Source organism: Sphingobium sp. Cam5-1, assembly GCF_015693305.1.
GTDB lineage: Bacteria > Pseudomonadota > Alphaproteobacteria > Sphingomonadales > Sphingomonadaceae > Sphingobium.
The window spans coordinates 329,823-356,585 of sequence record NZ_CP065139.1; the positions used below are offsets into that span (position 1 = coordinate 329,823).

The 26,763-nt window shown below is 59.9% G+C and carries 23 protein-coding genes; 7 read left to right on the forward strand and 16 right to left on the reverse strand.

Going from position 1 to position 26,763, the window contains the following annotated elements:
• Positions 1-29 precede the first annotated feature (29 nt).
• The gene (locus IZV00_RS15590; protein WP_196227330.1) at positions 30-884 is read right to left on the reverse strand and encodes a 5'/3'-nucleotidase SurE; all 855 of its coding nucleotides are present in this window, start codon (positions 882-884) and stop codon (positions 30-32) included.
• Between the two features lie 133 nt (positions 885-1,017).
• Positions 1,018-1,800 carry an AraC family transcriptional regulator gene (locus IZV00_RS15595; protein ID WP_196227331.1) on the reverse strand — a complete coding sequence of 261 codons (783 nt, stop codon included), beginning with the start codon at positions 1,798-1,800 and terminating at the stop codon, positions 1,018-1,020.
• A gap of 349 nt (positions 1,801-2,149) precedes the next feature.
• On the opposite strand from IZV00_RS15595, the gene IZV00_RS15600 reads away from it, so the two are divergent.
• From IZV00_RS15600 to IZV00_RS15610, 3 genes are all read left to right on the forward strand, one after another.
• Positions 2,150-2,848 carry a TetR/AcrR family transcriptional regulator gene (locus IZV00_RS15600; RefSeq protein ID WP_196227332.1) on the forward strand — a complete coding sequence of 233 codons (699 nt, stop codon included), beginning with the start codon at positions 2,150-2,152 and terminating at the stop codon, positions 2,846-2,848.
• Positions 2,849-2,927: 79 nt separating this feature from the next.
• Positions 2,928-4,190 (forward strand): ethanolamine utilization protein EutH, encoded by a 1,263-nt coding sequence (locus tag IZV00_RS15605; RefSeq protein ID WP_196227333.1) that lies wholly within the window; start codon positions 2,928-2,930, stop codon positions 4,188-4,190.
• On the forward strand, positions 4,187-4,543 hold the full coding sequence (locus IZV00_RS15610) for a hypothetical protein (RefSeq protein WP_230463463.1): 357 nt from the start codon (positions 4,187-4,189) through the stop codon (positions 4,541-4,543). The genes IZV00_RS15605 and IZV00_RS15610 overlap by 4 nt, the downstream gene beginning before the upstream one ends.
• Positions 4,544-4,584: 41 nt before the next feature.
• On the opposite strand, the gene IZV00_RS15615 is transcribed toward IZV00_RS15610, so the two are convergent.
• The 8 genes from IZV00_RS15615 to IZV00_RS15650 are packed head-to-tail and all read right to left on the reverse strand — an operon-like array spanning position 4,585 to position 13,323.
• The gene (locus tag IZV00_RS15615; RefSeq protein ID WP_230463464.1) at positions 4,585-5,403 is read right to left on the reverse strand and encodes an SDR family NAD(P)-dependent oxidoreductase; all 819 of its coding nucleotides are present in this window, start codon (positions 5,401-5,403) and stop codon (positions 4,585-4,587) included.
• Positions 5,396-6,268 carry a 5'/3'-nucleotidase SurE gene (gene surE, locus IZV00_RS15620; protein WP_196227335.1) on the reverse strand — a complete coding sequence of 291 codons (873 nt, stop codon included), beginning with the start codon at positions 6,266-6,268 and terminating at the stop codon, positions 5,396-5,398. Before surE ends, IZV00_RS15615 begins: the two co-directional genes overlap by 8 nt.
• Positions 6,265-7,422: an NAD(P)/FAD-dependent oxidoreductase gene (locus IZV00_RS15625; protein WP_196227336.1), complete on the reverse strand. Its 1,158-nt coding sequence runs from the start codon at positions 7,420-7,422 to the stop codon at positions 6,265-6,267. Before IZV00_RS15625 ends, surE begins: the two co-directional genes overlap by 4 nt.
• On the reverse strand, positions 7,419-8,222 hold the full coding sequence (locus IZV00_RS15630) for an SDR family NAD(P)-dependent oxidoreductase (protein WP_196227337.1): 804 nt from the start codon (positions 8,220-8,222) through the stop codon (positions 7,419-7,421). The genes IZV00_RS15625 and IZV00_RS15630 overlap by 4 nt, the downstream gene beginning before the upstream one ends.
• On the reverse strand, positions 8,219-9,391 hold the full coding sequence (locus IZV00_RS15635) for a saccharopine dehydrogenase family protein (protein WP_196227338.1): 1,173 nt from the start codon (positions 9,389-9,391) through the stop codon (positions 8,219-8,221). The genes IZV00_RS15630 and IZV00_RS15635 overlap by 4 nt, the downstream gene beginning before the upstream one ends.
• A complete protein-coding gene (locus IZV00_RS15640) occupies positions 9,381-10,904 on the reverse strand; it encodes a class I adenylate-forming enzyme family protein (RefSeq protein ID WP_196227339.1) in 1,524 nt (507 codons plus the stop codon). Before IZV00_RS15640 ends, IZV00_RS15635 begins: the two co-directional genes overlap by 11 nt.
• Positions 10,904-11,899 carry a phosphotransferase gene (locus tag IZV00_RS15645; RefSeq protein WP_196227340.1) on the reverse strand — a complete coding sequence of 332 codons (996 nt, stop codon included), beginning with the start codon at positions 11,897-11,899 and terminating at the stop codon, positions 10,904-10,906. Before IZV00_RS15645 ends, IZV00_RS15640 begins: the two co-directional genes overlap by 1 nt.
• Complete coding sequence (locus tag IZV00_RS15650; protein WP_196227341.1) at positions 11,896-13,323, reverse strand: aldehyde dehydrogenase family protein; 1,428 nt, start codon at positions 13,321-13,323, stop codon at positions 11,896-11,898. The genes IZV00_RS15645 and IZV00_RS15650 overlap by 4 nt, the downstream gene beginning before the upstream one ends.
• A gap of 491 nt (positions 13,324-13,814) precedes the next feature.
• Between IZV00_RS15650 and IZV00_RS15655 the strand changes: the two genes are divergently transcribed.
• Positions 13,815-16,085 (forward strand): TonB-dependent receptor, encoded by a 2,271-nt coding sequence (locus tag IZV00_RS15655; protein WP_196227342.1) that lies wholly within the window; start codon positions 13,815-13,817, stop codon positions 16,083-16,085.
• Positions 16,086-16,364: 279 nt separating this feature from the next.
• Positions 16,365-16,655 (forward strand): PilZ domain-containing protein, encoded by a 291-nt coding sequence (locus tag IZV00_RS15660; RefSeq protein WP_196227343.1) that lies wholly within the window; start codon positions 16,365-16,367, stop codon positions 16,653-16,655.
• Between the two features lie 63 nt (positions 16,656-16,718).
• On the opposite strand, the gene IZV00_RS15665 is transcribed toward IZV00_RS15660, so the two are convergent.
• From IZV00_RS15665 to IZV00_RS15690, 6 genes are all read right to left on the reverse strand, one after another.
• A complete protein-coding gene (locus IZV00_RS15665) occupies positions 16,719-17,471 on the reverse strand; it encodes an SDR family NAD(P)-dependent oxidoreductase (protein ID WP_196227344.1) in 753 nt (250 codons plus the stop codon).
• A 38-nt stretch (positions 17,472-17,509) separates the two neighbouring features.
• On the reverse strand, positions 17,510-19,009 hold the full coding sequence (locus IZV00_RS15670; protein ID WP_329604520.1) for an MFS transporter: 1,500 nt from the start codon (positions 19,007-19,009) through the stop codon (positions 17,510-17,512).
• Positions 18,921-19,706 (reverse strand): acetoacetate decarboxylase family protein, encoded by a 786-nt coding sequence (locus IZV00_RS15675; RefSeq protein ID WP_196227346.1) that lies wholly within the window; start codon positions 19,704-19,706, stop codon positions 18,921-18,923. The genes IZV00_RS15670 and IZV00_RS15675 overlap by 89 nt, the downstream gene beginning before the upstream one ends.
• 48 nt (positions 19,707-19,754) lie before the next feature.
• Positions 19,755-21,269 (reverse strand): aldehyde dehydrogenase family protein, encoded by a 1,515-nt coding sequence (locus IZV00_RS15680; RefSeq protein WP_196227347.1) that lies wholly within the window; start codon positions 21,267-21,269, stop codon positions 19,755-19,757.
• 60 nt (positions 21,270-21,329) lie between these two features.
• Positions 21,330-22,124, reverse strand: a complete 795-nt coding sequence (locus tag IZV00_RS15685) for an SDR family NAD(P)-dependent oxidoreductase (protein WP_230463493.1) — start codon at positions 22,122-22,124, stop codon at positions 21,330-21,332.
• A gap of 265 nt (positions 22,125-22,389) precedes the next feature.
• A complete protein-coding gene (locus IZV00_RS15690) occupies positions 22,390-23,274 on the reverse strand; it encodes a helix-turn-helix domain-containing protein (RefSeq protein ID WP_230463465.1) in 885 nt (294 codons plus the stop codon).
• 341 nt (positions 23,275-23,615) lie between these two features.
• Here IZV00_RS15690 and IZV00_RS15695 point away from each other — a divergent pair, with 341 nt between their 5' ends.
• Both IZV00_RS15695 and IZV00_RS15700 read left to right on the forward strand, forming a co-directional pair.
• Positions 23,616-24,449: an acetoacetate decarboxylase family protein gene (locus IZV00_RS15695; RefSeq protein ID WP_196227350.1), complete on the forward strand. Its 834-nt coding sequence runs from the start codon at positions 23,616-23,618 to the stop codon at positions 24,447-24,449.
• 51 nt (positions 24,450-24,500) lie between these two features.
• On the forward strand, positions 24,501-26,753 hold the full coding sequence (locus tag IZV00_RS15700; protein ID WP_196227351.1) for a TonB-dependent receptor: 2,253 nt from the start codon (positions 24,501-24,503) through the stop codon (positions 26,751-26,753).
• The last annotated feature ends 10 nt before the right edge of the window (positions 26,754-26,763 follow it).

Consider the following 26,763-nt stretch of genomic DNA (forward strand, 5'->3'; position numbering starts at 1 on the left):
ATCTGCCGCCGCAAATCTCACTCACTCATCTATCCGCAGCAGCCCGCGGAACATGCGCCATCCGTGGCGCCGAGCCGGGGGTCGACCTGCTGGATGATGGAACGGGTCCAGGCGCGCAGCTTCACCGCCGAGCGGCCAATCCCACGATCAAAGCTGAGCGGCGTCACCGAAACATGACCCTTGTCCAGCGCCCATGCGTCTGATCCCGGCTCTTTCGCGAAACGGGGAAGCCCGTTGGCGTGCGGCTGCACCAGCCAGCTGTCCTCAGATTCAACGTTTGCCCGTCGGCAATCCAGCGGTTCCCAGATGCATTCGCTGAAAGAGGTCAGCTTGATATGCCGGTCTGCCAGATGAGCCGGTACATTGATGTTCAGAACGCTGCGATCGGGCGGCGGCGAGCCGGCCAACCAGGCGGCAAGCTCCGCACCGACCGTGCTCGCCCATGCGAAGTCGGGGGTGCCCCTGCTCCCGCAGCATGAGTGACTCCCATGCGCCTGTTGCGAGATGGCCATGGCCGGATATCCCAGCATCCCGCCTTCCAGGGCGGCGCCCAATGTCGAGCTATTGCTTGCATCCTCTCCGACATTGGCTTCCTCGCCTATCCCAACCACGACGGCGCGCACCTGACTTGCAAGGCCCGACAGGATCGCGATGCGGACGCAATCGGGCGCCGTGCCGTGCACGCGATACAGCGGGTGACGATCATCACCGCCCGACCTTTCCACCAACACTGGCTCGCACTCCGAAATCGCTTTTGAAAGCCGAACCTGCGGGGCTGCGGGCGCTACCGTCAGCACGTTGAAGCCGGACAGTATCAACGCGCTGCGCAGGGCAGCGATGCCCGGTGCGTCGTAACCTTCCGCGTTGGTCAACAGGATGTTCATCGCGTACCGCTTCCGCTTTTGCAAAGCCGAGGAGCGCTCGGACAGATACAATAATTAACGTTTGTTTATGTTGTCAGCAACTGTTCGTTTATGATGGGTGGCCACTGGCTAGCCCCGTTTCAATCCAACGGCGTCATCTCTCTGGCCTTATTACGAAACCGCTCCGTTCGGTGACAAAGGCGGTCGGCGTTGTTCCTATCAAGCGTTTGAACATTGCGGTAAAAGCGCTCGGCGTTTCATATCCCAGCGACAAGGCCGTGCTCAGGATGGGCTCTCCCGCGATGAGTTTGGGCAATGCCGCGACGATCCGCGCTTGCTGCCGCCAGACGGAAAGAGGGCAACCCAGTTCATCGCGGGCCAGACGCGACAATGTTCTCGCCGAAGCACCCGATGACCGTGCAAGCTCCTCGATATCGGGGCCACCAGGGCTATCGAGAATCTGCTCGCATGCGCGGACAAGGCGAGGATCGGACGGCATCGCGAGCATCACGGCGTCCGCCGGCAGATCATTCAGTTCGTCCAGCAACAGCGCATGCAGGCGCAGAGCGCGCGCTGAATCCCAGCTGGGAACGGCCTGATCGATCGCTCGCAATATGAGTTCACGCACGAGCGGCGTAACGACGAATCCCCCCGCCCTTTCGCCCAGCCGGGGCGGCGTTCGATCCGACGCGATATAGAGCGTACGTAGCAGAACAGGCGTTCGCGCCCGGAATTCATGTACGGTCCCGGGCGGTATCCATACGGCGCGTTGTGGCGGAACGACCCACAGTTTGTGATCCGCCCTGATTTCCATGACGCCTGAAACAGCGTGGACGAACTGACCGTTTGGATGCGAATGCGCCGAGATGACGTCGCCTTCGACGAAGTTGCGGGCAAGCACATGGACGGCGCTGGTATGTCTACTAGTGTCAACCAAGTGAACGCTCCTCCAACCCGTTGGAAGTCTCACCATCCTTAGAGCGTGCGCCCTGAGGGGCCACGCTTCCGAAGGAAAATTTCAGGGCCACGTCTGAAACTGCGAAGGGGCCGTGTTCCATCCTTATGACACAATGACGTCTGGCGCGAAGCGGGTTGATGGCCAACTTATACGCCTAATCGGCCAAAAAACACGCGAGTGCACGCGAGGCAGATGGCGCCCATCAACGTGGTCCGCCATCCGAACGAAATAGTTTCCATTTGAACGACGCCGTCCGACAGGGCATATGCCTTAATATGAAAGACCGTTTGCATTTATACATCCGCGACTGGGGCATCGAAGCGTGTCAGTGAAGAATAGTAACGTTAAACCGCTGCAAACGAACTCCGCAAAGGTCGGCGATGCTACGGCGGCTCCGATCGCCTCGGCACAGCGCGTTCGGCCGAAACGGACGCGTCGCAAATCGGGAATGCGGGAGGAGCTGTTGAAGGCTGCGGTGGAGCTGTTCGGTTCTCGCGGCTATGAAGCAGTGTCGTTGCGGGACATCACGGCGGAAGTTGGGCTGAAGCCGCCCGCCTTCTACAATCATTTCAAATCCAAGGATGAATTGCTCGTTTCGGCGGTTCTTGCTGCCCTCGACATGTTCAACAGCGAAGTGGTGGACAATGACGAGGCGGATATGCCGCCGGTCGAACGGATGAACGCACTTATCCGCCGTCACGTGCTGTATCAGATTGCCAACGCCGCCTTCGCCAAGGCGAACGATCGGCTGATAGATTCGGCGATGCTGGAAAGGATCGGAAGCCCCGGCGCAAAGCAGGAAATCCGTTCACATATGCGCCGATACCTCGACGTCCTCACCCAGATTGTACGAGACATTTTGGCCGGACGATCCGATAACGCACTGGAACCACGCATTTGCGCGCTGGCCATAGGCACGATGTGCGACAATGTATTGATGTGGTATCGTCCGGGCGGGTCGGACAGCCCGGAAAAGGTCGCTCGACGTATGTCGGAACTTGCCCGTAACATGCTAAAGGTTGATTGACCCGAAGACACTTGACGACATCGCAGGTCAAGTTAATATGAATGAACATTCGTATTAATGACGGCGGGAAGACTCGAAAATGAGCGGGTTGGGTCAATATGTGATCGGCGTCGTGATGCTGTTCGCGATGTGGGGCGCGATCGCCGCGGTCCGGGACGATAGCACAGGCATGGGCTGGGAATTCATGGAGGGTATCCGCACGACGGGAATCCTCTTCCTTCCAGTTGGCGCCGTTCTCGCAGCCGCCCCCGTCCTGTCAGCGGCCATCAACCATGCTATTGCCCCCCTCTTTTCCTTTGTTGGGGCCGACAGGGCGATGGCGGCAACGACCCTGGTTTCCGTCGACATGGGCGGTTATCAGATGGCCGACGCTCTTGCTGCCAGCCGCGAGAACTGGATCATCGCATCGTTCAACGGCTTCCTGCTGGGGCCGCATGTCGTTTTCACCATCCCTGTCGCGCTGGCGATGCTGCCCAAGAAGGACCATCGATATCTGGCCCTGGGCATGATGGCGGGGCTTATCACCATACCGATCGCGCTGTTCGTAGGATTAAGCGTCGTCGCATTGACCCACCCGCTCATCCGGCCCACGGTCGCGACCGGCGGCCCGGCGACATTCCGCCTCGCCATGACCTTTGGCCAGATACTTCACGATCTTTTCCCACTGACCATCATCGTCGGCGCTATCGTGGCGGGCCTGCGGTTCATCCCGGACCTGATGGTGCGAGGGTTCATGGGCTTCGGCCGCCTTGCCGATGCCGCGATAAAGCTGATCTTCGGCGCTTGCATCGTCCAATACTTCACGGGCATTTTCAGCTATCTGTTCGGCGGATGGCCGTTCGATCCACTGCTGGCCGACGCGGCCAATTCCATAAGGGGGCTGGAGATCGCCGGATATATCGGCATCATGCTGGCCGGTGCCTTTCCGATGGTCTACGCGCTGCGCCGCTATTGCGGCAAAGCCATCGAGAAGCTCGGCAAGCTGACCGGCTTCAGCGCGGTAGGAAGCGGCGGGCTGATAGCGACCACCGCCAACCCGCTGACGCTATTCAGGCTGATCCCAGAAATGGATGCACGCAACAAGGTGATGACGATCGCCTATGCGGTGTGCGGTTCATGGATATTGGGTGACTCCCTGGCCTTTATCGCGAATTTCCAGCCTTCGTTGATCGTGCCGTTGATGTTCGGCAAGCTGGTCGGGGCGATCTGCGGCATTCTGGTCGCGCGCTGGCTGTCGGTGCCACGCGCCTTGCGCTTCGAGGAGGAGGATAAGGCAACGGCCGAAGCGGCTACGGCGCCGTCCGATACGAAACTGCATGCCCTTGAAGGAGCCCTGCTGTGACCGCAGACATCCGCCTGTTTCGCCTGCAGGATACGCCAATGTCGGATTATGGCGATGGTCCTGGTTCGGCCAGCATTGCCCGATTGATCGGGCCTGATAGCAGCCAGACGATGGGCGCTTATTTCGCGACGTTCGATGGCCGGTCTGTGCCATGGACGGTGCGATATGACGAGATGATCCTGTGCCTTTCGGGCAAGTTCCGCCTGCGTACGGGGGACGAGGTCCACGAACTGGGACCGGGGGACATGCTGTGGATCGGGAACGGCACTGAATTGCGTTATGAAGGGGAGCAGGCGACCGTCTTTATCGCGATCGCCCCCGTCGATTGGCGCGACCGTCAGCCGCACGCCTGACACCATCCCGACGCTCCGGGATGTTCGTCACATTCTTCCTTTCACGCCTCGTCGCCGAGGCCAGCCGTCCATTCCGGCTCAAAGGGTATCGAGCGATCCTGACGCGTCCATGCCGGTTGCCCATAGATGGACTGTCCGCCATCGACCGACAGGTTGGCGCCGGTGATGAAGCCTGCCTTGTCGGAACACAGGAATGCGACAGCCTCCGCAATGTCGTCGGTCAGGCCCAGGCGACCGATCGGCGTTTTCTGCAAAAGGTCGCGGCGGACACCTGGCTTTTCCACCATCCATTTCGTCATGGCCGTTTCGATGACGCCCGGCAGGATGGCATTTGCCCGGATGCGGTGGATGCCGAGTTCCGCCGCCATGGTTTGGACCAGCATCAACAGGGCCGACTTGGTCGCGCAATAAGCGCCGATCTGATCGGCATGCCTCAGCCCCAGCGAGGATGAGATGACCGCGATCGACCCGCCCCGGCGGCCCTCCGCGATCAGCCGCGCGGCTGCCTGGCAGATGTGAAAAGTGCCACTCAGGTTGATCGCGACGTGCCGGTCCCAGATGGCTGGTTCCATCTCCAGAAAGCCGGTGAACTTGGCGTATCCGGCATTGGCGACCACAACGTCAAGGCGGCCGAAATGGGCACGCACCTTGTCCATCGCCTGATCGATCGCACCCCGGTCGGTTTGATCCGCCGCCAAGACGAGGCAGTCACCCGGCATGTCCTGGCGCAGGGCCGCAGCCGTGGCTTCGTCGCGCTCGAACAGGGCAAGCGCATGGCCAGCATCCGCCAGCCGCTGACTGATGGCCCGGCCCAGTTCCCCTGCTGCCCCAGTAACCAGAGCGACTGGCCGTTCATCCACAGCAGCCGCTCCTGCATTCACCATCGCTGGCGCCCAAGCGCGGATTGATCACTTCCACCGACTGCCTGAGCCAGCGGCGCAGGCGACCGGCCGCGCGCACATCGCCGAAATCGAAGCTGACCGGCGTGACCGAAACATGGCCGGCCGCGACGGCGCTGGCGTCTGACCCCGGCCGCATCGTGAAAACGGGATCGCGATCGACATTGGTGAGGAAGGTGTACCAACCGTGGCCGGTGTCCGTTTCCACCGCCTCATAATGGACGGGGTCCCAGACGCGATGGTCGAGCGCGGTGATCTTGAGGCGGCGGTCCTTCAACATGCCGGGCGCATTGACATTAAGGATGCTGCGGGGCGGCGGCGGGCTGGCTATCATCCACGCCGCCAGTTCAGCGCCGACCTCACTGCACCAGCCATAATCATAATCGGTGAGATCGACCAAGCGGAAGCGCCCGTCACGCGCCTGCTGCGAAATCGACAACGCAGGCAAGCCCAGCAACGCGCCTTCCGCCGCAGAGCCGAAGGTGGACGAATAGGTGGCGTCGTCGCCCAGGTTCGCGCCTTCGTTGATGCCGGAAACGACCAGCCGGACATCCTTGGCAAGGCCGGACAGGATCGCGGCGCGCACGCAGTCGACGGGGGTGCCGTCGGCGCGATAAATCGGGTTGCGATCATCGCCGCCATCCCGCGTCATCACCACCGGCTTGCGGAAGGATGCAGAGCGGGACGTGCCGCTACGCGGCCCGTCCGGCGCGACCGACAGGACGTTGAGCCCCGCATCGATCATCGCGTCCCGGATGGCAGCCATGCCGCCCGCCTGATAACCGTCATCGTTCGTCAACAGAACGTCCATGATAACCTCGCTCATCGAAAGCTGCTCAAACTGGGGCGGTCGGGCCGGAGCGCTTCTACCCCCGGCACGGTGACAGGCTTGCCGAAGATCGCCCATTCGGCCGCGCACATGCCAAGGATTGATCCGGACGTGACGCCGACGCCGCCCAGCCCGCCGACCACCAGCATGGACGGATCGGCTTCATACGGCCCGACCTGGAAACGATCGTCCATGCTGATGGGATAAAGGCCGAACCAGCCATTGGAAAATCCGAAATCATCCATCCCCATCCGCTCGGTCAAAAGAGTTGCGACAGTGATCAGATGATCATCGCCGGACGGCGGGCTGAAACTGTCAGGATCGACATCAAGCCCGTCGATAGCTTCATAGGTGTGGAGCCCGGCGATCAGGCTATCCGGGCCATCCTGTCTGAAATAAAGACCCTCGCCCTCCTGTCCCGGCATGTAGAGATTGACCATGGGAACAGTATAGCCAAGGTCGCGCGGCAATCGGACCAAAAAGACTTCATGCACCTGCGGCTTGATCGGCACCGCATGGCCCAGCAGTTTCCCGACATTTCCGGCCCATGCGCCAGCGGCATTGATCACGATATCGGCTTCGACCACGCCCTTGCTGGTTTCCAGCCGATGCACTCCGCCCACCTTGGAATGAGAAAGAAGGTCCGTCTGCACACTGACGCGCGCGCCTTTTTCCTTGGCCTCTTCCAGAAGCGTCGTGCACAGAAGATATCCGTCCAGATGCCCATCGGTCGGCCCGAAAAGCCCGCCCGCCAGGTCATCCACACGCATGTCGGGCACCAGTTGCTTCAGCCCCTCCCGATCAATCAGGCGAGAATCCAGGCCGCCCAGTTCCCGCTGCACCTTCACCGCCTGCGCCAGCCGGTCCATCTGCTCACTCGTATAAGCGACGCGGACATTGCCGATCTTGGCAAGCGGCAGGTCGCGTTCCCGTTCCAGCCGAAGGAACAACTCCTTCGCGCGGATGCGGATCTCGATGTCGAGCGGGTTGAGCGTCTGATAATTATAGACGCCAGCGGACCGGCCGGACGACCCGCTAGCGGGCGCGTCCCGTTCCAGCACGATCACGTCCGCGCCAAGTTCCGCGGCACGAAGGGCGGCGCCGCAACCGGCGGTGCCAGCGCCGATGATGGCAATCCGGGGTCGAGTCACTGGTCATCCTCATCATTGGGAAGGGAACGATGGACATGAATGTCGGCGAGTGTGCCGCCATCGACCACCAGATCGGTGCCGGTGATGCCCGATGCGGCGTCGCTGGCAAGGAAGGCGACCGCGCCAGCCACTTCATCGACGGTGACCATGCGCTTCATGGGTACGCGTCTGAAATCATGCAGCATATGTTGCAGCATCGCCGGTCGAAGCGCTTCTTCCACCATCTTGGTATGCACCCAGCCCGGACTGACCGAATTGACGCGAATGCCATATTGGGCCAGCTCGATCGCCGCGCTCATGGTCATGCCGCGCAAACCGAACTTCGCGGCGACATAGCTGGCGAAGGGGCCATCTGCCGCATGCGCCTCGATCGACCCGATGTTGACGATGGCGCCGCCGCCCTGGCCGCGCATGTGCCGTGCTACTCGTTGCGTCATGAAGAAAACGCCGTTCAGGTTGACGTCGATCACCCGGCGCCACCCAGCCTCTTCAATGTCGAGGAACGCCGCTTCGTCGGCAATTCCCGCATTGTTGACCAAGATGTTTAACCGCCCATGACTTTGCACTGTGCCGGCAACGACAGTGTCGACGTCACTGGTCGATGACACGTCGCCCGGCTGCACGCTGGCGCTGCCGCCCAGGCCCTCGATCTTTTTCGCGGTAGCCTGAAGGTCGGCCGGATTACGCCCGCTCAGCGCGACCGTAGCTCCGCGCTTGGCCAAGGTGATGGCGATGCCTTCGCCAAGTCCCCGGCCCGCGCCTGTAACCAGTGCGACCCTGCCTGCCAGATCCTCGCTCATGCAGCCTCCGATGTATCAGCCATCAGGTCGCGGATGCGCAGCCTTTCACCCTGGCGGCCGTTTTCGAGACGATAGACGCCGAGCCCGCCGCCGCCCAGGCTGACACGCCGAAGCGCGGCGAAGAATTTCGCAGGGGACAGCGCTTCGGGCGCAAATACGCCGCCACGCGGCGTATCGCCTTCCGCCAGCATGATCACTCCTGCGGCGGCAGGAACGCCTGTCGCCTCTTCCATGCTGGTGTCCGCGCCCGAAGCGTAGCGAAGCCCGTTGCCGTTGGTATGGACGTCAATCTGAAGCCCGCTTCCGATCCGTTCGCCACCCTCGAATCGGGCCAGGAATTGCTGAAACGCCTTGACCAGCATGTCGGTACGCTCGCCCGTGCTGCCGGGCTGCTGCTCGTCCGCGACGGCGGCAAGGGCCGCTGCCACCGCATGCGCGTCGATCGGGGCGATGGCTCCATAGTTGACCGCCCGCTTGACCGGCAGGAATCGAGGAACGGTAAGCGGCTCGGGATGGGCCAGCTTCACAACTGTCTGCCGCCCGACCGTTCCGGGGAAATCAACGACGCGCGAATCCATTTCGCCGGGAAGCGGCACGGGATGAACCGTCCCGTCGAAATCGACAAGGTTGAAGCAATGCCAGAAATGCTTGGTCGCCGCCTCGGTCATGTCCTTGGCATCGACCACCCAGGCAATTTCGACATCGTCCGCGCCCTTCAGATGATCGACTGCCAGCCGGATGAGGATGTTCGACACGCCGGGCGTCGAACCCAGCCCAATGATCGCCGTAACGCCCGCCGCCTTGGCGGCTTCGTCTCGCGACAGGATCGGAACGGTGATGTCGGCGTCATCGCAGATATCGAGATAGTCAGTCCCGGCCCCGATCGCCGCGTCCAGGACAGTAAAACCAGTGCGGTAATAGGGGCCTGCGAGGTTCGCGACGATCGCCGTTGAACGCATCAGCGCGTCCAGCGTACCCGCGTCGGCCAGTGGGTCCTGTTCTCTCGTCTGCATGCCAAGCGCCTGCGTTGCAGCCAGCGTTTCAGGCCGCCAGGCGCGATCGAGCGCAAGCCAGCGCGTGACATCGGTGCCCCGCGCGGCTGCGGCAAGCATGGCTTGCGCCTGGCGGCCGCCAGCCCCGATCACCACGACATCGAATTCACGTTTCATCAGTCTCTCCCGAATTTGGGCCTTGATCGTTCAGCATCGCGATGACGGCATCGCGCACGTTCCGGCGGTCCACTTTCCCGGACGCAATGCGCGGGAAGGGGTCAAAAAGGATGAAGTGGACCGGCATCGCATAGGCGGGCAGCCGCGCGGCTAGGAAAGCACGCGCACTAGCTTCGTCGAACGTCCGGCCCGGCCTGATTTCAAGCGCAGCGACGGGCACTTCCTGCAAGATCGGATCGGGAATGCCGATCACCACGCAATAGCCGATCTCCGGCAGTTCCGCGAGCAGGCACTCCAGATGGGACGGCAATATCTTCTCGCCGCCACGATTGATGACATCATCGCGCCGTCCTTCCAGGAACAGGCGGCCAGCTTCATCGAACCGGCCAAGGTCGCCCGTCCGCAACCATTTGCCCGATAATTTTTCAGCATTAGCCTCGGGGCGCCGCCAATATTCCGTCATGCGAGTGGGTCCCGCGACCCAGACTTCGCCGGATTCCCCTTGCGCCACATCCCGGCCGTCTTCGCCCACTACCCGCAATTCCGCGAAGGGGGCGGCAAAGCCGACGGATTCGCCAAAGTCGGTGATCATCGCGGGTGGCAGGAAGCTGCACGCGCAACCAAATTCCGTCAGTCCATAGCCATGGACAAGCTCAAGATGCGGCCAGCGTTCCAGCATCTCCCTCGACCAGGCGGCAGGCATCGGCGATCCGCCGAACAGGACGGTGCGAGCCGGTCCGAACACCGCATCCGCATCGTCCAATATCATCAGCATGCGCAGCACGCTGGGCACGGCGGTAACGAAGGTCGCGGGCGCGGCCTTGAAGGCGGCAAGCGCTTCCTTGCGGTGAAATTCCTCCACCAGCATCGTCTCCCCGCCCGCCAGCAGCATCTGGCCGAACTGGTCGATGAAACCCGTGTTGTGGAACATGGGGGCGATCACGACCGTGCTGTCGTCGCTGGTCGCGCGGAAGAATTGGCGAAAGACCTCCGACGCCATGCACAAGGCTTGGGTGCTGAGCAGCGCGCCCTTTGGTTCGCCGGTAGTCCCAGAACTAAAGCTGATCAGCGCGGGCGCTTCCCCCGTCACGAAATCGGGCAGATCTTCCTGCGCCGACATGGCCGTGGCCATTTCCAATGGGAGCGTCAATATCGACCTCTGGGCAAGAAGCGATGCGTGGCGCTTGTCCGCAATCGCCACGCGCGCTTCGAGCAGGTTCACCAGGTCGGCCATCTGCAGCGCACTGATGCGATTATTCGCGGGCACGGCGATGGCGCCAAGGCGCATGACGGCGAGATAAGCGACGACCCATTCGATGACGTTGAGGCCGACGATGATCACCCGGTCCCCGCTCTGCACGCCGGTTGAGCGAAGGAAGCGCGCATAGTCTTCCGCCTTGGCGGCGAGATCGTGATATTCGACCGATCTTTCACCCTGACGCAGGGCGATCCGTCCCGGCGTTTCGTCCGCCCAGTGGCGAAGCGCATGCCAAAGCGTTGCGAAAGGCGGCATCAGAAACGCGCCCCTTCCCGCACATGGGCTGCGGCCTTCAGCATCTCGGCAAAGCTGCCCTGTCCCCAGGCATTGCGCGCTTCGGCCAGGTTGGAACTGGCATAGCCCTGATAAGTCCAGCCATCGAGCGGGGTCGTATGGGCCGACAGGATCGGTTCGGCCATGGTCGCCCAGGCTGCTTCCCGCACACCCGCCACCGCGCGCATCAGGGCAACACGGGCGCGCTGACTATCATCGACCTGCGGATCGTAAAGGCGCAAGAAGGTTTCCGTTTCCTCGTCCGACAGGCCCGCCTGACAGGCGAAGCTCGCCATTTCGAACGCGACCCAGCCCATCCCGGCATAATCCCAGTCGATCAGGCGCATACGGTCGCCGACGATGAAATTCTGCGGCACGAGATCGCTGTGGCAAAATGCCCGCGGTGCATCGATGGCGGCGAAAAGCTGCGCGATTTTCCTCACCCGATCATACATGTCCGCAAATTCGGCAGGCCGCACAGCGCCTTCCGCATCGCCCAGTTTCACGAAATGCGCTGCATCCTCGAAAGGCGAAAAGACACGAGCGGAGGTCTGCTGCGCATGAAGGCTGCGCAGCGTCTCCACGACATCACTCAGCAGCCCCTCTTCCCGCATGCGCGTTGGCGTCATGACACCGCCGGTCAGGAACGGGCACAGGAAATGCCCCTCCGGCAATGTCGAGGCCAGGACATTCGGCGCGAGATCCGCACGCGCGGCATCCTTTTGCGCCTGGATAGACGCTGCGCGATCGACGCCCCAGCGCTGCGGGTCAGGCGCGCAGACACGCAGCGCAAGCGCGTGGCGCGATCCTTCCAGCTTCAGGTTAACGTTGCTGCCGCCGCCACTCATCGGGCTGATCAGATAGTCGTCGGCAAGATCGGGCAACGTCCACTGGGACAGGATGGCGCTCACCTGCTCCTGCAACGCCGAACCAATGTCCGGCGCGAAGCCAAGCTTCATGCCAGAGGCGACGGTCACAGCTGATATCCATGGCTGATGGCGACATGCTTGAGCGCCGTATGCTCCTCGATCGCATGGATCGACATGTCGCGGCCGATGCCCGACAGCTTGAAACCGCCGAAGGGCATTTCCGCCGCAGTCGGGCCATGATCGTTGATCCACACCGTCCCGGCTTCGATCAACGCGGCGCATTTGACGGCGCGATTGATGTCCCGCGTCCAGATCGACGCCGCCAGTCCGTAGGCGACGTCATTGGCCTTTGCGATCGCGTCATCTTCGTCATCGAAGGTGCTGACGACCAATACGGGGCCGAACAGTTCCTCCTGAACGATCGCCGAGCGCTGGTCGGCGCCGGTAACGATCGTGGGCGTGTAGAAAGCGCCGCTACCCTCGCCGCCAGTGACGATCCGGGCGCCCTCGCCCACCGCCCTTTCCACCTGCCGCGCGATGCTGTCGCGATGGCGCTGGGACACCACTGGCCCCATCTGGACCGCCGGATCGAGGAAGCCATTGCCGACGGTCAATCCTTCCGCCATCTGCACGAGCCGTTCGGTTACTTCGCCGAACAGCGATTTCGACACATAGACGCGGGTTGCCGCCGTACAATCCTGACCGGAGTTGCGAAACGCAGCGCCGCGCATCGTCGCCACGAACTTGTCGAGATCGGCATCGTCGAACAGGAGCACGGGCGCCTTGCCGCCCAGTTCCAGATGGACCTTCTTCACCATGTCGGCGGCGTCGCGCATGATGGTCTTGCCGGTGCTGGTGCCGCCGGTCAGCGAAACCATGGCAACGTCAGGATGCCGCACCAGCGCCTTGCCGACACTGTCGCCACCACCCGTCACGACATTCAGGACGCCAGCGGGGAATATCTCCGCAGCGATGCGGCCGAGCAGAAGGGATGTCAGCGGCGTTTCGTTCGTAGGCTTGAGCACCACGGTATTGCCCGCCATCAGTGCCGGGCCAATCTTCCAGCTCGTCAGCCCCATGGGATAATTCCAGGGCGCGATCGCCGCGACGATGCCCAGCGGTTCGCGCCGCACCAGGCTGGTGATGCCGGGCTTATATTCATCGCATACAGGCGCTGTCAGCGCCCTGCCTGCACCCGCGAAGAACCGATACTTATCGGCTGCGGAGAACATTTCCGCCCGCGCGTCTGCCAAAGGCTTGCCCACATCGCGCGCTTCCAGTTCCGCGAACTGATCGGCATTCGCTTCAAGCGCGTCAGCCAGGCGCAACAGCATCGCCGCGCGATCCTTCGGCGTGGTGGCCGCCCATGATCGACGCGCATCCTTCGCCGCGCCTACAGCCGCATTCACCCCGGCTTCGCCGACATCGACCATTTCGGCGATCTGGTCCCCGGTCGCAGGTTCGATAACTGCTTCCACTTTGCCTTCGCGCCATTCGCGATTTGCGATCGTGGGAAAGAAATCCAATGACATCGCTCCAGTCCTCTCGTGTCAATTGCAGGCGATCTTGCCGGGCCATCCCCAACAGCGCCATGGGCCGTCTGCCTTGATAAAATTCTGAGACGCTTCGCTCGCGTCGATCAATCCCAATTCCCGAGGGATCGCCAGGAGGCTCGGCCCGCGCGCAGCTGCGGCATCAAGGCGTCTGCGCGTCCTCACCATGCGATCCCCTACCCATTTCCAATACAAGCTCCGCCGCACCCAGCGGCAACATGAATTTCGCACATTAATACGAATATGTATTCATGCTAATGGGATTCGAGAGGAATTGTCAATCGTTGAATTCAGCGCATGAATCATCGCATATCGTCTCGATATATGGGTCATTATCGCGGAGTTTCATTCGATCATATGACATATTGACAGATTAAGTTTTAGATACGAACATGCGTTCACAATAAGAGATGCAGGAGTCGAACCTGCGCTTGTTGATATCTGCTCGATCAACAAAGGGAGCGAAGGGTATGTCGAAGTTGAAAAACCGCTTGTGCAGGCGTGGCAGTTCCAGCCTCGGAGCGCTCGCCATGGTGATGGTCTTCCCAGCCGCAGCGCTGGCACAGCAGACGGAGGAACCGGCGGCGGCACCTGCGCCCGCTCAAGGTATTCAGGAAATCGTGGTCACCGCGCAGCGCCGCGAGGAGAATCTTCAAAAGGTGCCGGTGTCGGTGACCGCCTTGTCGGGATCGGATCTGCAAGCCAGGGCGATCGTGGACAGCACGGACATCGTAAAGCTTGTCCCCGCTCTCAAATATAATGCCTATAGTCCTTCCACGACCGTCTATAATCTTCGCGGCGTATCGCAGAACGACTATTCCGATCAGTTGGAACCGCCGGTCGCGGTATATCAGGACGATTCCTATCTGAGTTCTATGGCGACTGCGGGCTTTCCCCTGTTCGATATTGAACGCGTGGAAGTCCTTCGCGGCCCTCAAGGGACGCTTTTCGGCCGCAACGCAACCGGTGGCGCCATCCAGTATATCTCGCGCAAGCCCACCAACGATTTTTCGCTCAACGCTTCGGCCACATGGTTCAGCGACGGCGGCTACGCGACGGAGATCGGCGCTGGTGGCCCTGTTTCGGATACGCTTGCGGCCCGTTTCGCCATTGCTCGGGTCCAGAGGGATGGCTTCGTCAAAAGCAACAATCCGGCCATTGGCGACAGTGGCGAAACGGATCAGTTCGCCGGCCGTGTCCAGCTGCTCTGGAAACCCACGCCCAACCTGAAAGTCTTGCTGCGCGCCATGCGATCGCGCGATGACAATTCAATCGCGGGCGGCACCTACACCTACACGCCCGCCGTTCCGGCCGATCATGGCCGCGGCGTCACACAGTCGCCCACCGATGATTTCTGGGGTACTGGCCCCGGCGTCGATCCGAACGGCTATGTGAAACCGGCAAGCTACGGCCTGTATGAAAACAACAATAATATCCCGTCCGTCTTCAGTCGAACGATCCAGGCCTATACCGGCCGGATCGACTGGTCCGTTGGCGATGTGACGATCATTTCGATCACCGATTATCAACGGATGAGAAAATTCTACCGGGAGGATTGCGACGGCACGCCGCTCAATGGCTGCATCTTCTCCCCACGGACCAATCTTCGCCAGTTTTCGCAAGAAATCCGTGCCGAAGGTGACACCGGCAGCCTTCGTTGGGTAGCAGGCGTCAACTATATCGACATTGACGGGCATTACCAATCTCATGCCGAATATAATCTGATCGCGCTCGATTATTTTTCGACCGGAGATTCCGACTATTCGATCCGTACCAAATCACCGTCCGTATTCGCACAAGGCACGTATGCACTCACCGACAAGCTGAAATTGACGGCCGGGGCGCGCTACACCCGTGACAAAAAGACGGATGATTACCGTCTTGATTTCACCTCTGTCAGCGGCGGCGTTACGGACAATCAGGTCGTCTTGTTCAACCCGTCGCTTTATCCGAATGACGCACGCAAGCGCTACAATCTCTATTCGGGCAAGATCCAGCTGGACTACTCGCCAACGGATGACATCATGCTCTTCGCAGGCGTCACGCGCGGTACGAAATCAGGGAATTTTTCGGCCCCGGTTTCCGCACCTGTAGTAGTGTCGCGCCTGCCGCATGGGCCGGAAGTGCTGTGGTCCTATGAAACCGGTTTCAAGTCCAAACTTCTGGACAATCGCCTGCTGATCAACGGTACCGCCTTCTATTATGACTATCAAAACTACCAGGCATTTTCGCTGATCGACCTCGTTCAGACGATCAGCAACCATGACGCCTGGGTCTATGGCGGCGAACTGGAGATAACAGCGGTGCCGGTGGAGGGCCTCAACATTTCGGGCGGCCTTTCCTATCTCAAGAGCAAGGTCAAGGGTATCGGCCTGCCCGATGGCACGACCACCGATAGCCGCCTGCCCCAGGCGCCTCGCTTGTCCGGCAATGCCAGCATCAGCTACACTCTGCCGGTGGGCAGCGGAGACCTGACCGCCCGCCTGGACGGCACGTTCACCAGTGGCTTCTGCTTCAGCGTCGTATGCGCCCCGGTGGAGCGCGAAAAGGCGTATCAGACGCTGGATGCGAGCCTGAGCTACAAGTTCGATCCTTTCACGCTGACCGCGTTTGCGAAGAATGTGACGGCGGAGAAATATCGCACCTATGCGCTGGATGTTTCGAGCCTGGGCTTCCTGGAAAGCATCTACACGCGTCCTCGCTACTATGGCGTGACGTTGTCGGTGAATTACGGGAGGTAAGGGAAAGGGGGATAGCTGTTGAGGCTATCCCCCTTCTTCGTTCGAAGGGCACTGCCAGACCAAATGCACCGCTCGTTATGATAGCGGTGGTAAGCAGGTTCATGCCCCGCCCCCGTAAGCCCGCCAGCCCTTTTCGCACCTTCAACTCTTCGCCTGAAATCATCCGGCCGATGTGGTGATATGGGCGCTCCGACGTGCGCGCTAACCATGATTGGAAAGCGCGTGTTCATTCTTGCCGATCAGTGTCGCCTTAAACCGGGGGGAAACCGGAGAAAAAACATGAGGATCGCACTGAGGCAATGCGAAGAACGCGTTGAACTGCGGCACGAGGCGAACATCCCCGCCACACTGTTCCATGATGGTGTCGGCGTGTCGGCGACAATCAAGAACATATCAAGCTACGGCGCGATGCTGTCGGTTCAGTACGCTCCACCGCTTGGATCGCAGGTCTCGATCATCACAGACCGGCTCGAACTCCTGGCAACCATCATATGGGCGCGCGATGATAAATGCGGTGTGCTACTCAACTACTCTGTCGATCCAGCCGATTGGCTGGTCTCCGATAGGTAAAAACACCTTATCTCGTTGTCCACCAATCCGGCAGCAGGCCATATCTGGTAGTCGCCCCAGCCCTCACGCTGGCGAAAAGGGTCCCGCAGAGCCTCCGCCGTCGATCGGTATAAGAGTCCCATTGATGTATCCGCCAAGCTCTGACGATACGAAATCCACAAGATTGGCGACGTCATTCACCTTCGCGAAACGCGCCAACGGAACCGCCTTTGCCGCATCATCGAACGCCCAACCGATTTCCGCCAGCAACTGATCGAGCATCGGCGTTTCAACATATCCGGGGCAAATGGCGTTGCAGCGAACGCCCTTCGGGCCATGGTCCAGCGCCATGCTCTTTATAAGTCCCGCGACGGCGTGCTTCGACGCGCAATAGGCGGCGTAGCCCTGGAAGCCATTCAGGCCAGCGTCCGACGCGATGGCGGTGAAAGTCCCGCCCCCATTTTCCAGGAACGGGATGATTGCTTTCGCGAAGAGGAACACGCCTGTAAGATTGACATCGATCATCTTCCGAAACAGCTCGGCGGACGTATCTACAACCGTGCCCGTGGCAGCGATGCCCGCACAGGCGACCGCGGTCGAGGGCCGTCCGAAATCCTTCGCGACACTTTGAATGAAACCGGCAAGTTGATTTTCATCGGTCACATCAACAGTCGCCGCTATGCCCTGTCCGCCAGCGCGTTCGATCTGCTCAAGCGTCGCCCTGACACCATCGTCATTTCGGTCGGCCAAAGCGATGAAGCTCCCGCGTGCGGCGAGCTTCATGGCGACGCCAGCGCCGATGCCTGAGCCTGCCCCGGTGACTACTGAAATTTCCATCCAGGCCCTTCCTTTTTCTAGTGGGATGTCAAGCCGCGCTACACAGCTGACTGGGCAGGCGTACCCTGATCCGCGCCCTGACCTGATCGAACGACATCACGCCCGAACAGAACAGTGATAAAATTGAATATCAGGAGAGATACGGCGGCCAAAACAAAACCGAGCGTATAAAGGCCCGTTCTATCGCGAACATATCCCAGGACGAGCGGGTAGATAACGCCTCCGAATATCAGTCCGGTGCCCATGATACAGCCTGTCGCCATCCCGGCCATTTCCAGCCCGACAGCGTCAGCCGCTAGACAATAGGCCAGCGGCAACCCGCCATAGGCGAACAATCCGCCCAGTGGCAGCGTCATCGCCAACAAATCATATCGATGCTGATCGACCGCCATCGCCGCACCCATGAAGGAGAAGACCATGCCTACACCGGAAATCAGCATCAGCGGCTTGCGATGTCCAAGACGATCCGACAGCAGACCAAAGGTCACAGCCGAAACGACCCCGGCAAATGGATAGAGCGCACCGGCAAACCCGGCAGCGGCTTCGGACCAATGGCCTTCCTCGATCAGAAGCGTGGGAACCCAATAGACGGCAATCGAATATGTGCCCCAAACTCCGGTGAGAAAAAGCGCGGCCACCCGCACATTGGCCTGGCGCAGCACGGAGAGATATTGAGCAAACTGAGAAGGTTTGTCCGCACACGCTGCGGGATCGGCCCGCGCTGTGGACTCCGGTTCGCGCAGAAGCAGCCAGACCAGACCAGCGATAATCAGAAGCGCCGCCGCTCCCCACAGCGATCCGACGCGCCAGCCCCAGGTTTCGAGGACGTGCGAATAGGCATATCCGGCAAACACTGTGCCGATACCATCGGTGGAAAGCATGATGCCCATGAAGACGCCAAGCCTTTTGGAATGCTCCGCCCAATGCATGGCGATGGTATAGGGCCCGACGAAAAGCAGCGGAATGGCGGCACCCTGAAGAATGCGTACGGCAAACATCATTTGATAGGTTGAGGCGAATGAGAATAAACACTGCCCAAGAGCGGACAAGACAAGCCCCGCGACGCAGACATTCTTGGCCCCCCAACGGTTAAAAAGCCCTCCGGCCGAATAAACGACGATGCCGCCCGACAGGGCCGTTCCCGATGCCAGGGCGCCGGCCATGGTATAGTCCATGGAAAGATCGCTCATCATCGTCGCGATCTGGGTCGAATAGCCCACATAGGGAAGAAAGATGATGACCGTCGCTATGAAGCACAGCGCCAGAGCCACCCATGCGCGGAAGTCTGGCTGCTTTTTCTCTGTCACCTGATCACTCCGTTCGACGTCCGTCAGCGCGGGGGGGCTTAGAGCAGGCTGCATCAAATCAGACGCAGCCCGCCATGCCAATTTTGTCTCGGCCGCGCAAGACCGGCCGCCACTTTTGCGCGAGTCCAAGATGCCTTCATTCTTACTTCGTGAAGCGGCGAGCCTTGTTGAACAACCGGAAGTCGTCATATTTCTGGCCATAGATATACGGACGATAGTCATGACCGTCATCCAGTTCTTCCCAGAAAGGGATGGTCCAGCAAGAGGCGCCTTCGCCATAGGAAACGCCGCCCACTTCGACGACCGGGATGGTGTCGAGCGGGTCCATCGCGGTGCCCGCGAGCTTGAGCGTCCCCGTGCCCTGCCGCGTGACACGGAAGTCCTCCGCAGTGTCAAGGCAGCTCAACACCACCTTGTTCTGGAAGCCCTTGCCGGTCGTGTGCGGCTGCGCTTTCAGCTCGAAATCCTTGACGTTGTTTTGCGCCGGGCCGAGGTCAGCGCCGAGTTCGGCCTGTATCTCGATCAGGCGCACGCCGTTGCGTTCCGCATAAGCGTAAACTTCATGGCCATCGACATACAGGCGCGCGTTACCGGTCTTTTTGCCTTCACCCCACATCTCACGCCCAATGGTGACAGGCATATCTCCGCTGACGAACAAGGTCAGCATGGTGGTGCCAGCTTCACCCTTATATTTGCACGACAGATAGATGATACCGCAGTCGAATTCACCGCAAAGCGCCGACTGCCAATGCGACACATTGGCGTAGGCGATTGGCTCGTCGGGCAGGTCGAAACAGGGCGGCAGGACCTTGCGCAGAAACTCTTGCGTGGTCTTGAACTCAATCGTCAGGGATTCGGTCGTAAACTGCCCCTTGGACAGCAAACCCTCAATTTCGGCGACTTCCTGGTCTGTTTTGACGAAACTCATTGACTAGCCTTTCTGCGATTTCTTTCACAAATTAAGATAAAATGGAGTTCACTTCTCGCCGGCAAATGCTTCCGCATCGGCGTAAGGGAACCACCAGAAGTCCTGGGACGTGCAGGACGGATCGATCATCACCATCTTCGAGTGCCGGAACTGGTCCAGCCCTTCCGCTCCCAACTGGCTACCCATGCCGGATATCTTGCGGCCGCCGAAAGGCGCGGCATTATTATCCATCAGCGGCGCGTTGATCCAGGTCATGCCGCTTTCGAGTTCTTCGATGGCGCGGTGCGTTTCACCAAGGTCAGTGGTGTAGACCGTCGATCCCAGACCATAGTCCGACCGATTGGCGAGCGTCAGCGCTTCGTCAAAATCCGCCACGCGGCAGATGGACATCACCGGACCAAAGCTTTCGACATTCAGGATTTCCGCGTCAGGCTGAACATCCGTCAGGACCGTGGGTTCGACAAAATAGCCAGCATTGAGGTGAGACGGTCGCGCGCCGCCTGTCGCCACCCGGGCTCCCGCCTCGATCGCGCGCGAGACCAGTCCTTCGTAGCGGCTCCGCTCGCGCTCCGACACCATCGGCCCCATATCGACCTTGTCCAGCCCGTTGCCGATACGGATCTTGCGCGTCAGTCCGACCACCTTTTCGATGAAGGCATCGTGGATGTCCTGATGGATATAAAAACGCTCGCCCGACGTGCAGACCTGACCCGCATTCAGATTGGCGGCAAAAACGGCGGCGCGCGCAGCAATGTCGAGATTGGCCGACGGCATGACGATAAACGGGTCGTTGCCCGACGTTTCGATAAGCGCCTTCTTGAAATTTTCGGCGCATCCTTTCGCAACGGCCCGGCCTGCGCCCACGCTGCCAGTGAAGGCGATGCCATGAATGTCCTTGTGCGCCACCATCGCCGTGCCGACACGAACGCCGCCGGTGACGAGGCCGATCAGGCCGGGCGGCAGGTGCGGCATCATCGTCTTGAGGAAAAGGATCGACGAAACCGACGTGTGGTCGGACGGCTTGAGGATCACGGCGTTCCCGGCGCCCAGCGCCGCGGCCGCTTCCCAGGAATAGAGGCAGTAGGGAAAATTGAACGCCATGATGATGCCGACGACGCCGAGCGGATGCTTGGTGACCAGGTTCATATGGCCGCCCACGACCGGCCCGACGACGCGGCCATGATCATGGCGGGACACTTCGGCATAGTAGCGGAACGCCCACACCGACCATGTGACCTCGTCAAAGGCTTCCTTGTACGGCTTGCCCATTTCGCGTGTCATCGATTCAGCCAGCAACGGCCGGTTGTCCTCGATCGCCTGCGCGACCTTATGAAGCGCTTCAGTGCGTTCCAGCGCCGAAAGCTTGAGCCATGCGCGTTGCGCCTGCTTCGCGCTCGCGACCGCCTGATCGAGTTCGGCGTCGGTCGCATCCGACACGCTGGCAACCACCTGTTCCGTGGCGGGATCAATCACATCAAGCGCGGTCGTGGAAGCGCTTCGCCGCAGCTCTCCGTCCACCAGGATATGGTTGCTATAGTCCGCAAATGGCTTGAACCCCGACATCAAAATACTCCCAGAAAGACTATGCTGAAATTCGCATGCGTTTCACTTCCACGCGCACGATCACGCACCGAGCCAGCCTCCATCGACTGCGTAGGTATAGCCCGTGCAATAGGATGAGGCGTCGGACGCGAGGAAGAGAGCCGCGCCCCGCAGTTCCTGGGGCTGGGCGTAACGCTTCATCGGCGTGCGAGCCAACAGTTCGGCCTGGAGGCGGCGCACCTCTGGATCGGGATGGTCCAGCTGCTCGCCTTCGCTCAATCCGGTGGCGACATAGCCGGGGGCTATCGAATTGACCCGAATGCCGTCGGCAGCCAGCATGGCTCCCAACTGGCGCGTAAGCTGCACGACCCCGCCTTTCGCCGCTGCGTAGCCAATGCAGCCCCACTGCGAGTCCGCGGTCACGCCGACGATGGAGGCAATATTGATGATGGAGCCTCCGCCACATCCCTTCATCGCCTTGGCCGCCGCCATGTCGGTGAAAAAGACGCCCGACAGATTGACATCGATCAGCCGACGCCAGAGATCGGCCGTGTAATCCTGCCACGATATAGGAAGATTGAGTTCAGCGATGCCTGCGTTGGCGATACAGACATCAAGGCGTCCGTGCCGTTTCATGACGGCATCAACCATGCGAGTGACAGACGATTCCTCAGACACGTCCACCTGTATTCCATAGGCGGCGTAATCGCCATCGGCGGCGATCCGTTCAGCCGCCTCTTCAGCGCCAGCCCCATCGATATCAGCACAATAAACAATCGCGCCAGCATGCGACAGGGCCGTGGCTAGCTCAAAGCCAATGCCGCGCGCGCCTCCCGTTACGAGAGCCACTCTCCCATTGAGCTTGAACAAATCCATCGTGTTCACGCGCCGCCTGATCCTCTAACTTCCAAAGTTATGAAAACTCTGTTCTTTTTTTAAGAGTGCACGCCTTCAAGGCCGCGAAAATTGCTACAGCTGCTGGAAGGCCGACTGCTATTTGCAACTAGAAGACGACCGTAGCTTATTCGTCCGATGGTGCCGGTGGCGACGTTGATCGGCAATACCTCTGCGAGGGTATCATCGAAGCTCTGCCCTTCGGCAAAGGCAGCGATTCATAGGGCCAAGCTCCTCGGCCTTTTTCTTACTTGGACACCCTCCCTCTCTCCGCGTTGCCGAGACGGCCGATCAGGCGGCCTTTGGTAGCGGAAGGAAGCTCGTGAAAATGACGCCGATACTGCTGGGAAAAGCGGCTCGGATGGCGGAAGCCCCATTTATACGCCAGGTCGAGCACGTCGGTCCTGGCACCTTTTTGGAGAATATCTGAACGTACACGGTTCAACCTTTGCGTCAGAATATATCGTTTCGGGCTTAGCGCCGTGATATCGGCAAAACTATATTCCAAGGTGCGCTGACTGACGCGCAGAGCTTCACAAAGCTCTGCGACGCTGAAGTCCTCGGTAATCCTGTCCAGGATATAGTCACGCGCTTTTCGAAAGAGATAGGTTCGTGTGTCGAGCGAGGGCCTGCTGCTCGCCTGAATGTCCAGGGCAGCCACGACGGCTCCAGCCGCGAGCGCCACATTTTCACCCCGGTCCACCAGTTCAACGTTACGCGGATCGTCCGACAAACATTTCAGAAGATCAAAAACGGCTGCGTCCAGCATGGCTGTGCGCTCCGCTGACACCGAAATCCATTTTCTGAGCCTGAAATATGCCCGCCAGTCAAAATCGGCCAGCAAAACGTCGAGCAAATCCTGGTCGATCGCCACGTAGAAGCCGGAATAATCGCCGCGTACCAGAAAGTGGAGTAAAGCCTCATCCGCGCATATCAGTCCGAATTCTCCATTCAGCGCCTGCCCTTCACAAAATGCCTCGCCATTGGAGCGCGCCCGGAAATAGAAGAATTTGCCGGGGGGCGCACAAAACATCTCCTCCATCGGCAGGTTATATTCTTCCAGCCCAACCGTTACGCCAGCCATTTCCATGTCAAAGAGCGCCCCCTCAAAAAGGCCGGGCAACAGCTGCACATATTGCGTGCGCCAGTTCATCTCCTTGATTTCGGCATGTTCGTCAGGGAAGGATGTAGGACGACGGGGCAACGGCAAAGGCAGATCGCGTCCCCTTGCAGGACGGATGTGAGGCCAGCCGATGCTATCCAATTCGTCCATTTACGCGCTTCAATTCGCAGGCGATGCGCGGTGGCGCACCCCTCTCCTAGTTGCTTAGGCTGGCACATTCGCAACCATCCCGCAACAGCTTGCGGAAAACGGCTAACGACATCCTCAAAGCTATGACAGCTTTTCAAGCTAACGCACCTTCTGCAGATTCGAGGTGCCGGACATCAAATGATAATAACTGAGGTATTTCAATGTCATATGTGTGGTCGGAAGAGCAGGTTCGCAATTTTCTCGATATTTTCCATAGCGAAAACACTCACACGCATAGCTGTTTCGTGAATGTCGAGTTTGAAACAACATCCAGTTTCGCGCGCTCCGTTCTCCCACCATGCCTCGACGTTCCTGAAAATCCCACGATCACCATCAGCGTCGGATTGATGCGAGAATCGTTCAAAGGCCGCCTGCAACAAGGGAATGAGATTCGCGCGGAGGAGGAAATCGGCTGGATCGTGATCAAGGCCGTCCATGAGGGCCGTGAGGGGATATATTCCCTTCAGGAGATCGTCAGCGGCGACTATGAAGTCTCATCAGGCCGCGAATTCTGGGGCAATCCCAAGAAGCGCGGATCGGCCCAAATATATAGCGACAGCAAAACGGTTTACGCTTGGGCTGAGCGCCACGGTACGCGAGTTATCGAGATTGAGGCCAGCCTCGGCAACGACTTGCCGACCACCACGGACGAACGTTCCCGCTACTTCACCATCAAATACGACTTCGCGCCAGACGGCTCGGGCTTCGCCAGTGATCCTTCACTGGTCACGCTCAACAATGGATGGGACACGGTCTATGGAAAGGAGCTAAACGACGTGCGCGTCGCGCTGCGGCCCAATGGCTTCGACCCGGTGGATACCCTTGAACTGGGGAAAATAGTCAGCGCTACAATGACCTATGGGGGTGGCGGCTACCTCGTCGAACGTGTCGACAGGCTTGAGGGCGGAAAGACATATCTTCCTTATGTCCTGGGCCGGATTTTTGATGAGGCGACCCGTGAGCCGACAAATAAGGGTGCACGGATTTTCACCTGATCCACGCTGGGACGCAGGGAGATTAGGGTTCTTGAAAAAGGGGAGGTCCTCATGGGCCAGCTAAAATATTTCCGGCTGTCGAGCAGCCTTTTTGCGCTCGTAGCACTGACCGCCACGGAGTCCGTGAACGCGCAGGAGGCCCCGGCGCCTCCGGCCTCAACGGGAGGGCAGTTGGAAGAGATTATCGTGACCGCCCAAAAGCGGCGGGAGAGAATGCAGGATCTTCCCGTTTCAGTAACGTCGATTTCCGGCAGCGCGTTGCAGAACCTGAAGCTGACTGACGCCTCTCAACTCGCAGTCCAGGTTCCGAACCTGACCGTTCAAACGCCCTTCGGTGAAGTACAGCCGATATTCGCCATGCGCGGCGTCTCGCTGGTCGATTATTCTCAGCATCAGCAAGGCCCGATCGGGATGTATGTTGATGAGGACTATAAGGGAGCCGGCGTTTTCCGCGCGCAGCAACTCTACGACATTGACCGGGTCGAGGTGCTGCGCGGGCCGCAAGGAACGCTCTTTGGCCGCAACACCACTGGCGGCGCGGTGAACATCTATACCGTGCAGCCCGATCTGGACGGCACGGAAGGTTTCGTCACCGCCGGGGTCAGCAATTACGGACTGCGGGAATTGACCGCCGCCCTCGAGTTTACGCCAGTCCAGGACGTCTTCGGCATCCGGGCCGCGTTCGATGGCCGCAAGTCCGACGGCTATCTCCACGCGGTTCAGCCGGGACTCAAGAATTTCGCCAACGACGACAGCTATGCGTTCCGGGTCAATACCGCGTTCCGTCCCAGCCCCGGCCTTCGTTTCAATCTGGGTTATAGCCGCAGCCGTTCCGACACGCGGCCCGCAGGTTACACGGTGACCAATGTCGGCCCGGAAGGTCTGGGATTTGCCGGTATCTTCAATCAGGGTCTCGGCTTCTACGATGTGAATGCAGGTGATCAGGGCTATCTCAAGGTCGACAACGACAGCGTCATCCTGCGCGCTGAGTGGGACATGAGTCCCGACATCATGATGACGTCAGTGACGACCTACGACAAAGGCCGCTTCCGCGCCTATAGCGATGACGACAACCGACCCGAAGGCATTCTGGCGGACGGCAGCGACGCCAAGGCACGCGTCTGGTCGCAGGAAATTCGCCTGGCTTCGCGCGGTTCCGGACCCTTCACCTGGCTCTTGGGCGCTGCCGCGTCCGATGAAAAGATCAGCAGCGCCACCCGCTATGATTCCTACGCTTCCTTTACCGAAGACGTCGCCGGCACGCCCATCTGCCTGATCGATTATGTGACGGGATGCGTTTACACCAATCAATTTAGGATGAAGCGCCGCAGCCTTTCCGCATTTGGCCATACGACCTACAAGTTCGACAACGGGATCGAAATTCAGCTCGGGCTCAGATATTCCAACGATCGCACGGACATAAATGAATATAAGGCCTATCTGGGCTATTTCGATCCTGCGACCGGCGATCCGGTTTACGGCGTCAGCACCTTCATCGATGGACCGCCACAGGACCGCTTCACCAACCGCAATCTCAGCGGCAAAGCGGCGCTGCGCTACAAGCTCACGAGCAATGCCAGCGTGTATGCCAGCTTCAGCCGAGGCTATCGATCGGGCACATTCAACGGCTACGCCTATTTCGACCCCGCCGAGATCACGATCGTCAAGCCTGAGATCCTCGACGCTTTTGAAATCGGAGCCAAGAGCGAACTGTTCGGCAGAAAGCTCCGGCTGAATGGGGCGATCTATTATTATAAATATAGGAACCAGCAGTTTCTCGACGTAACGGATCAGGGGCTGGAAATCCTGGTGAACGCGCCGCGCAGCCGGATATGGGGCGCGGAACTGGAGGCAGCGGCAGCTCCCACCAGGAACCTGACGCTCAGCGCGGGGATCGGCTACACCAACGGCAAATTCCAGGATCTGACGCTTGGCGGGGTCGTACTCGACGGCAACAGGCTGACTTCGGCGCCGCGATGGACGCTGAACGGGGCTGTGGATTGGAAGTTGCTTCAGGACACCGACGCAGCGTTCGCGATCCATATGGACGCGAGATATTCGAGCCTTCAATATTTCGACGCCTTCAACACAGCCGATATATCACAACCTGGCTACTGGCTGGTCAACGGTCGGCTCACCAAGCCCATCGGAAATACCGGCTTGGAAATTGGGCTATGGGTCAAGAACCTTCTGAAGAAACGCTATTATGCTTATCTCGTCGACTACAAATCGTTCATGAACGCCAACTTGGCCACACCGGGCGCGCCCCGGACATATGGTGCCGATATTTCATTCCGCTTCTGATATCTGCGTT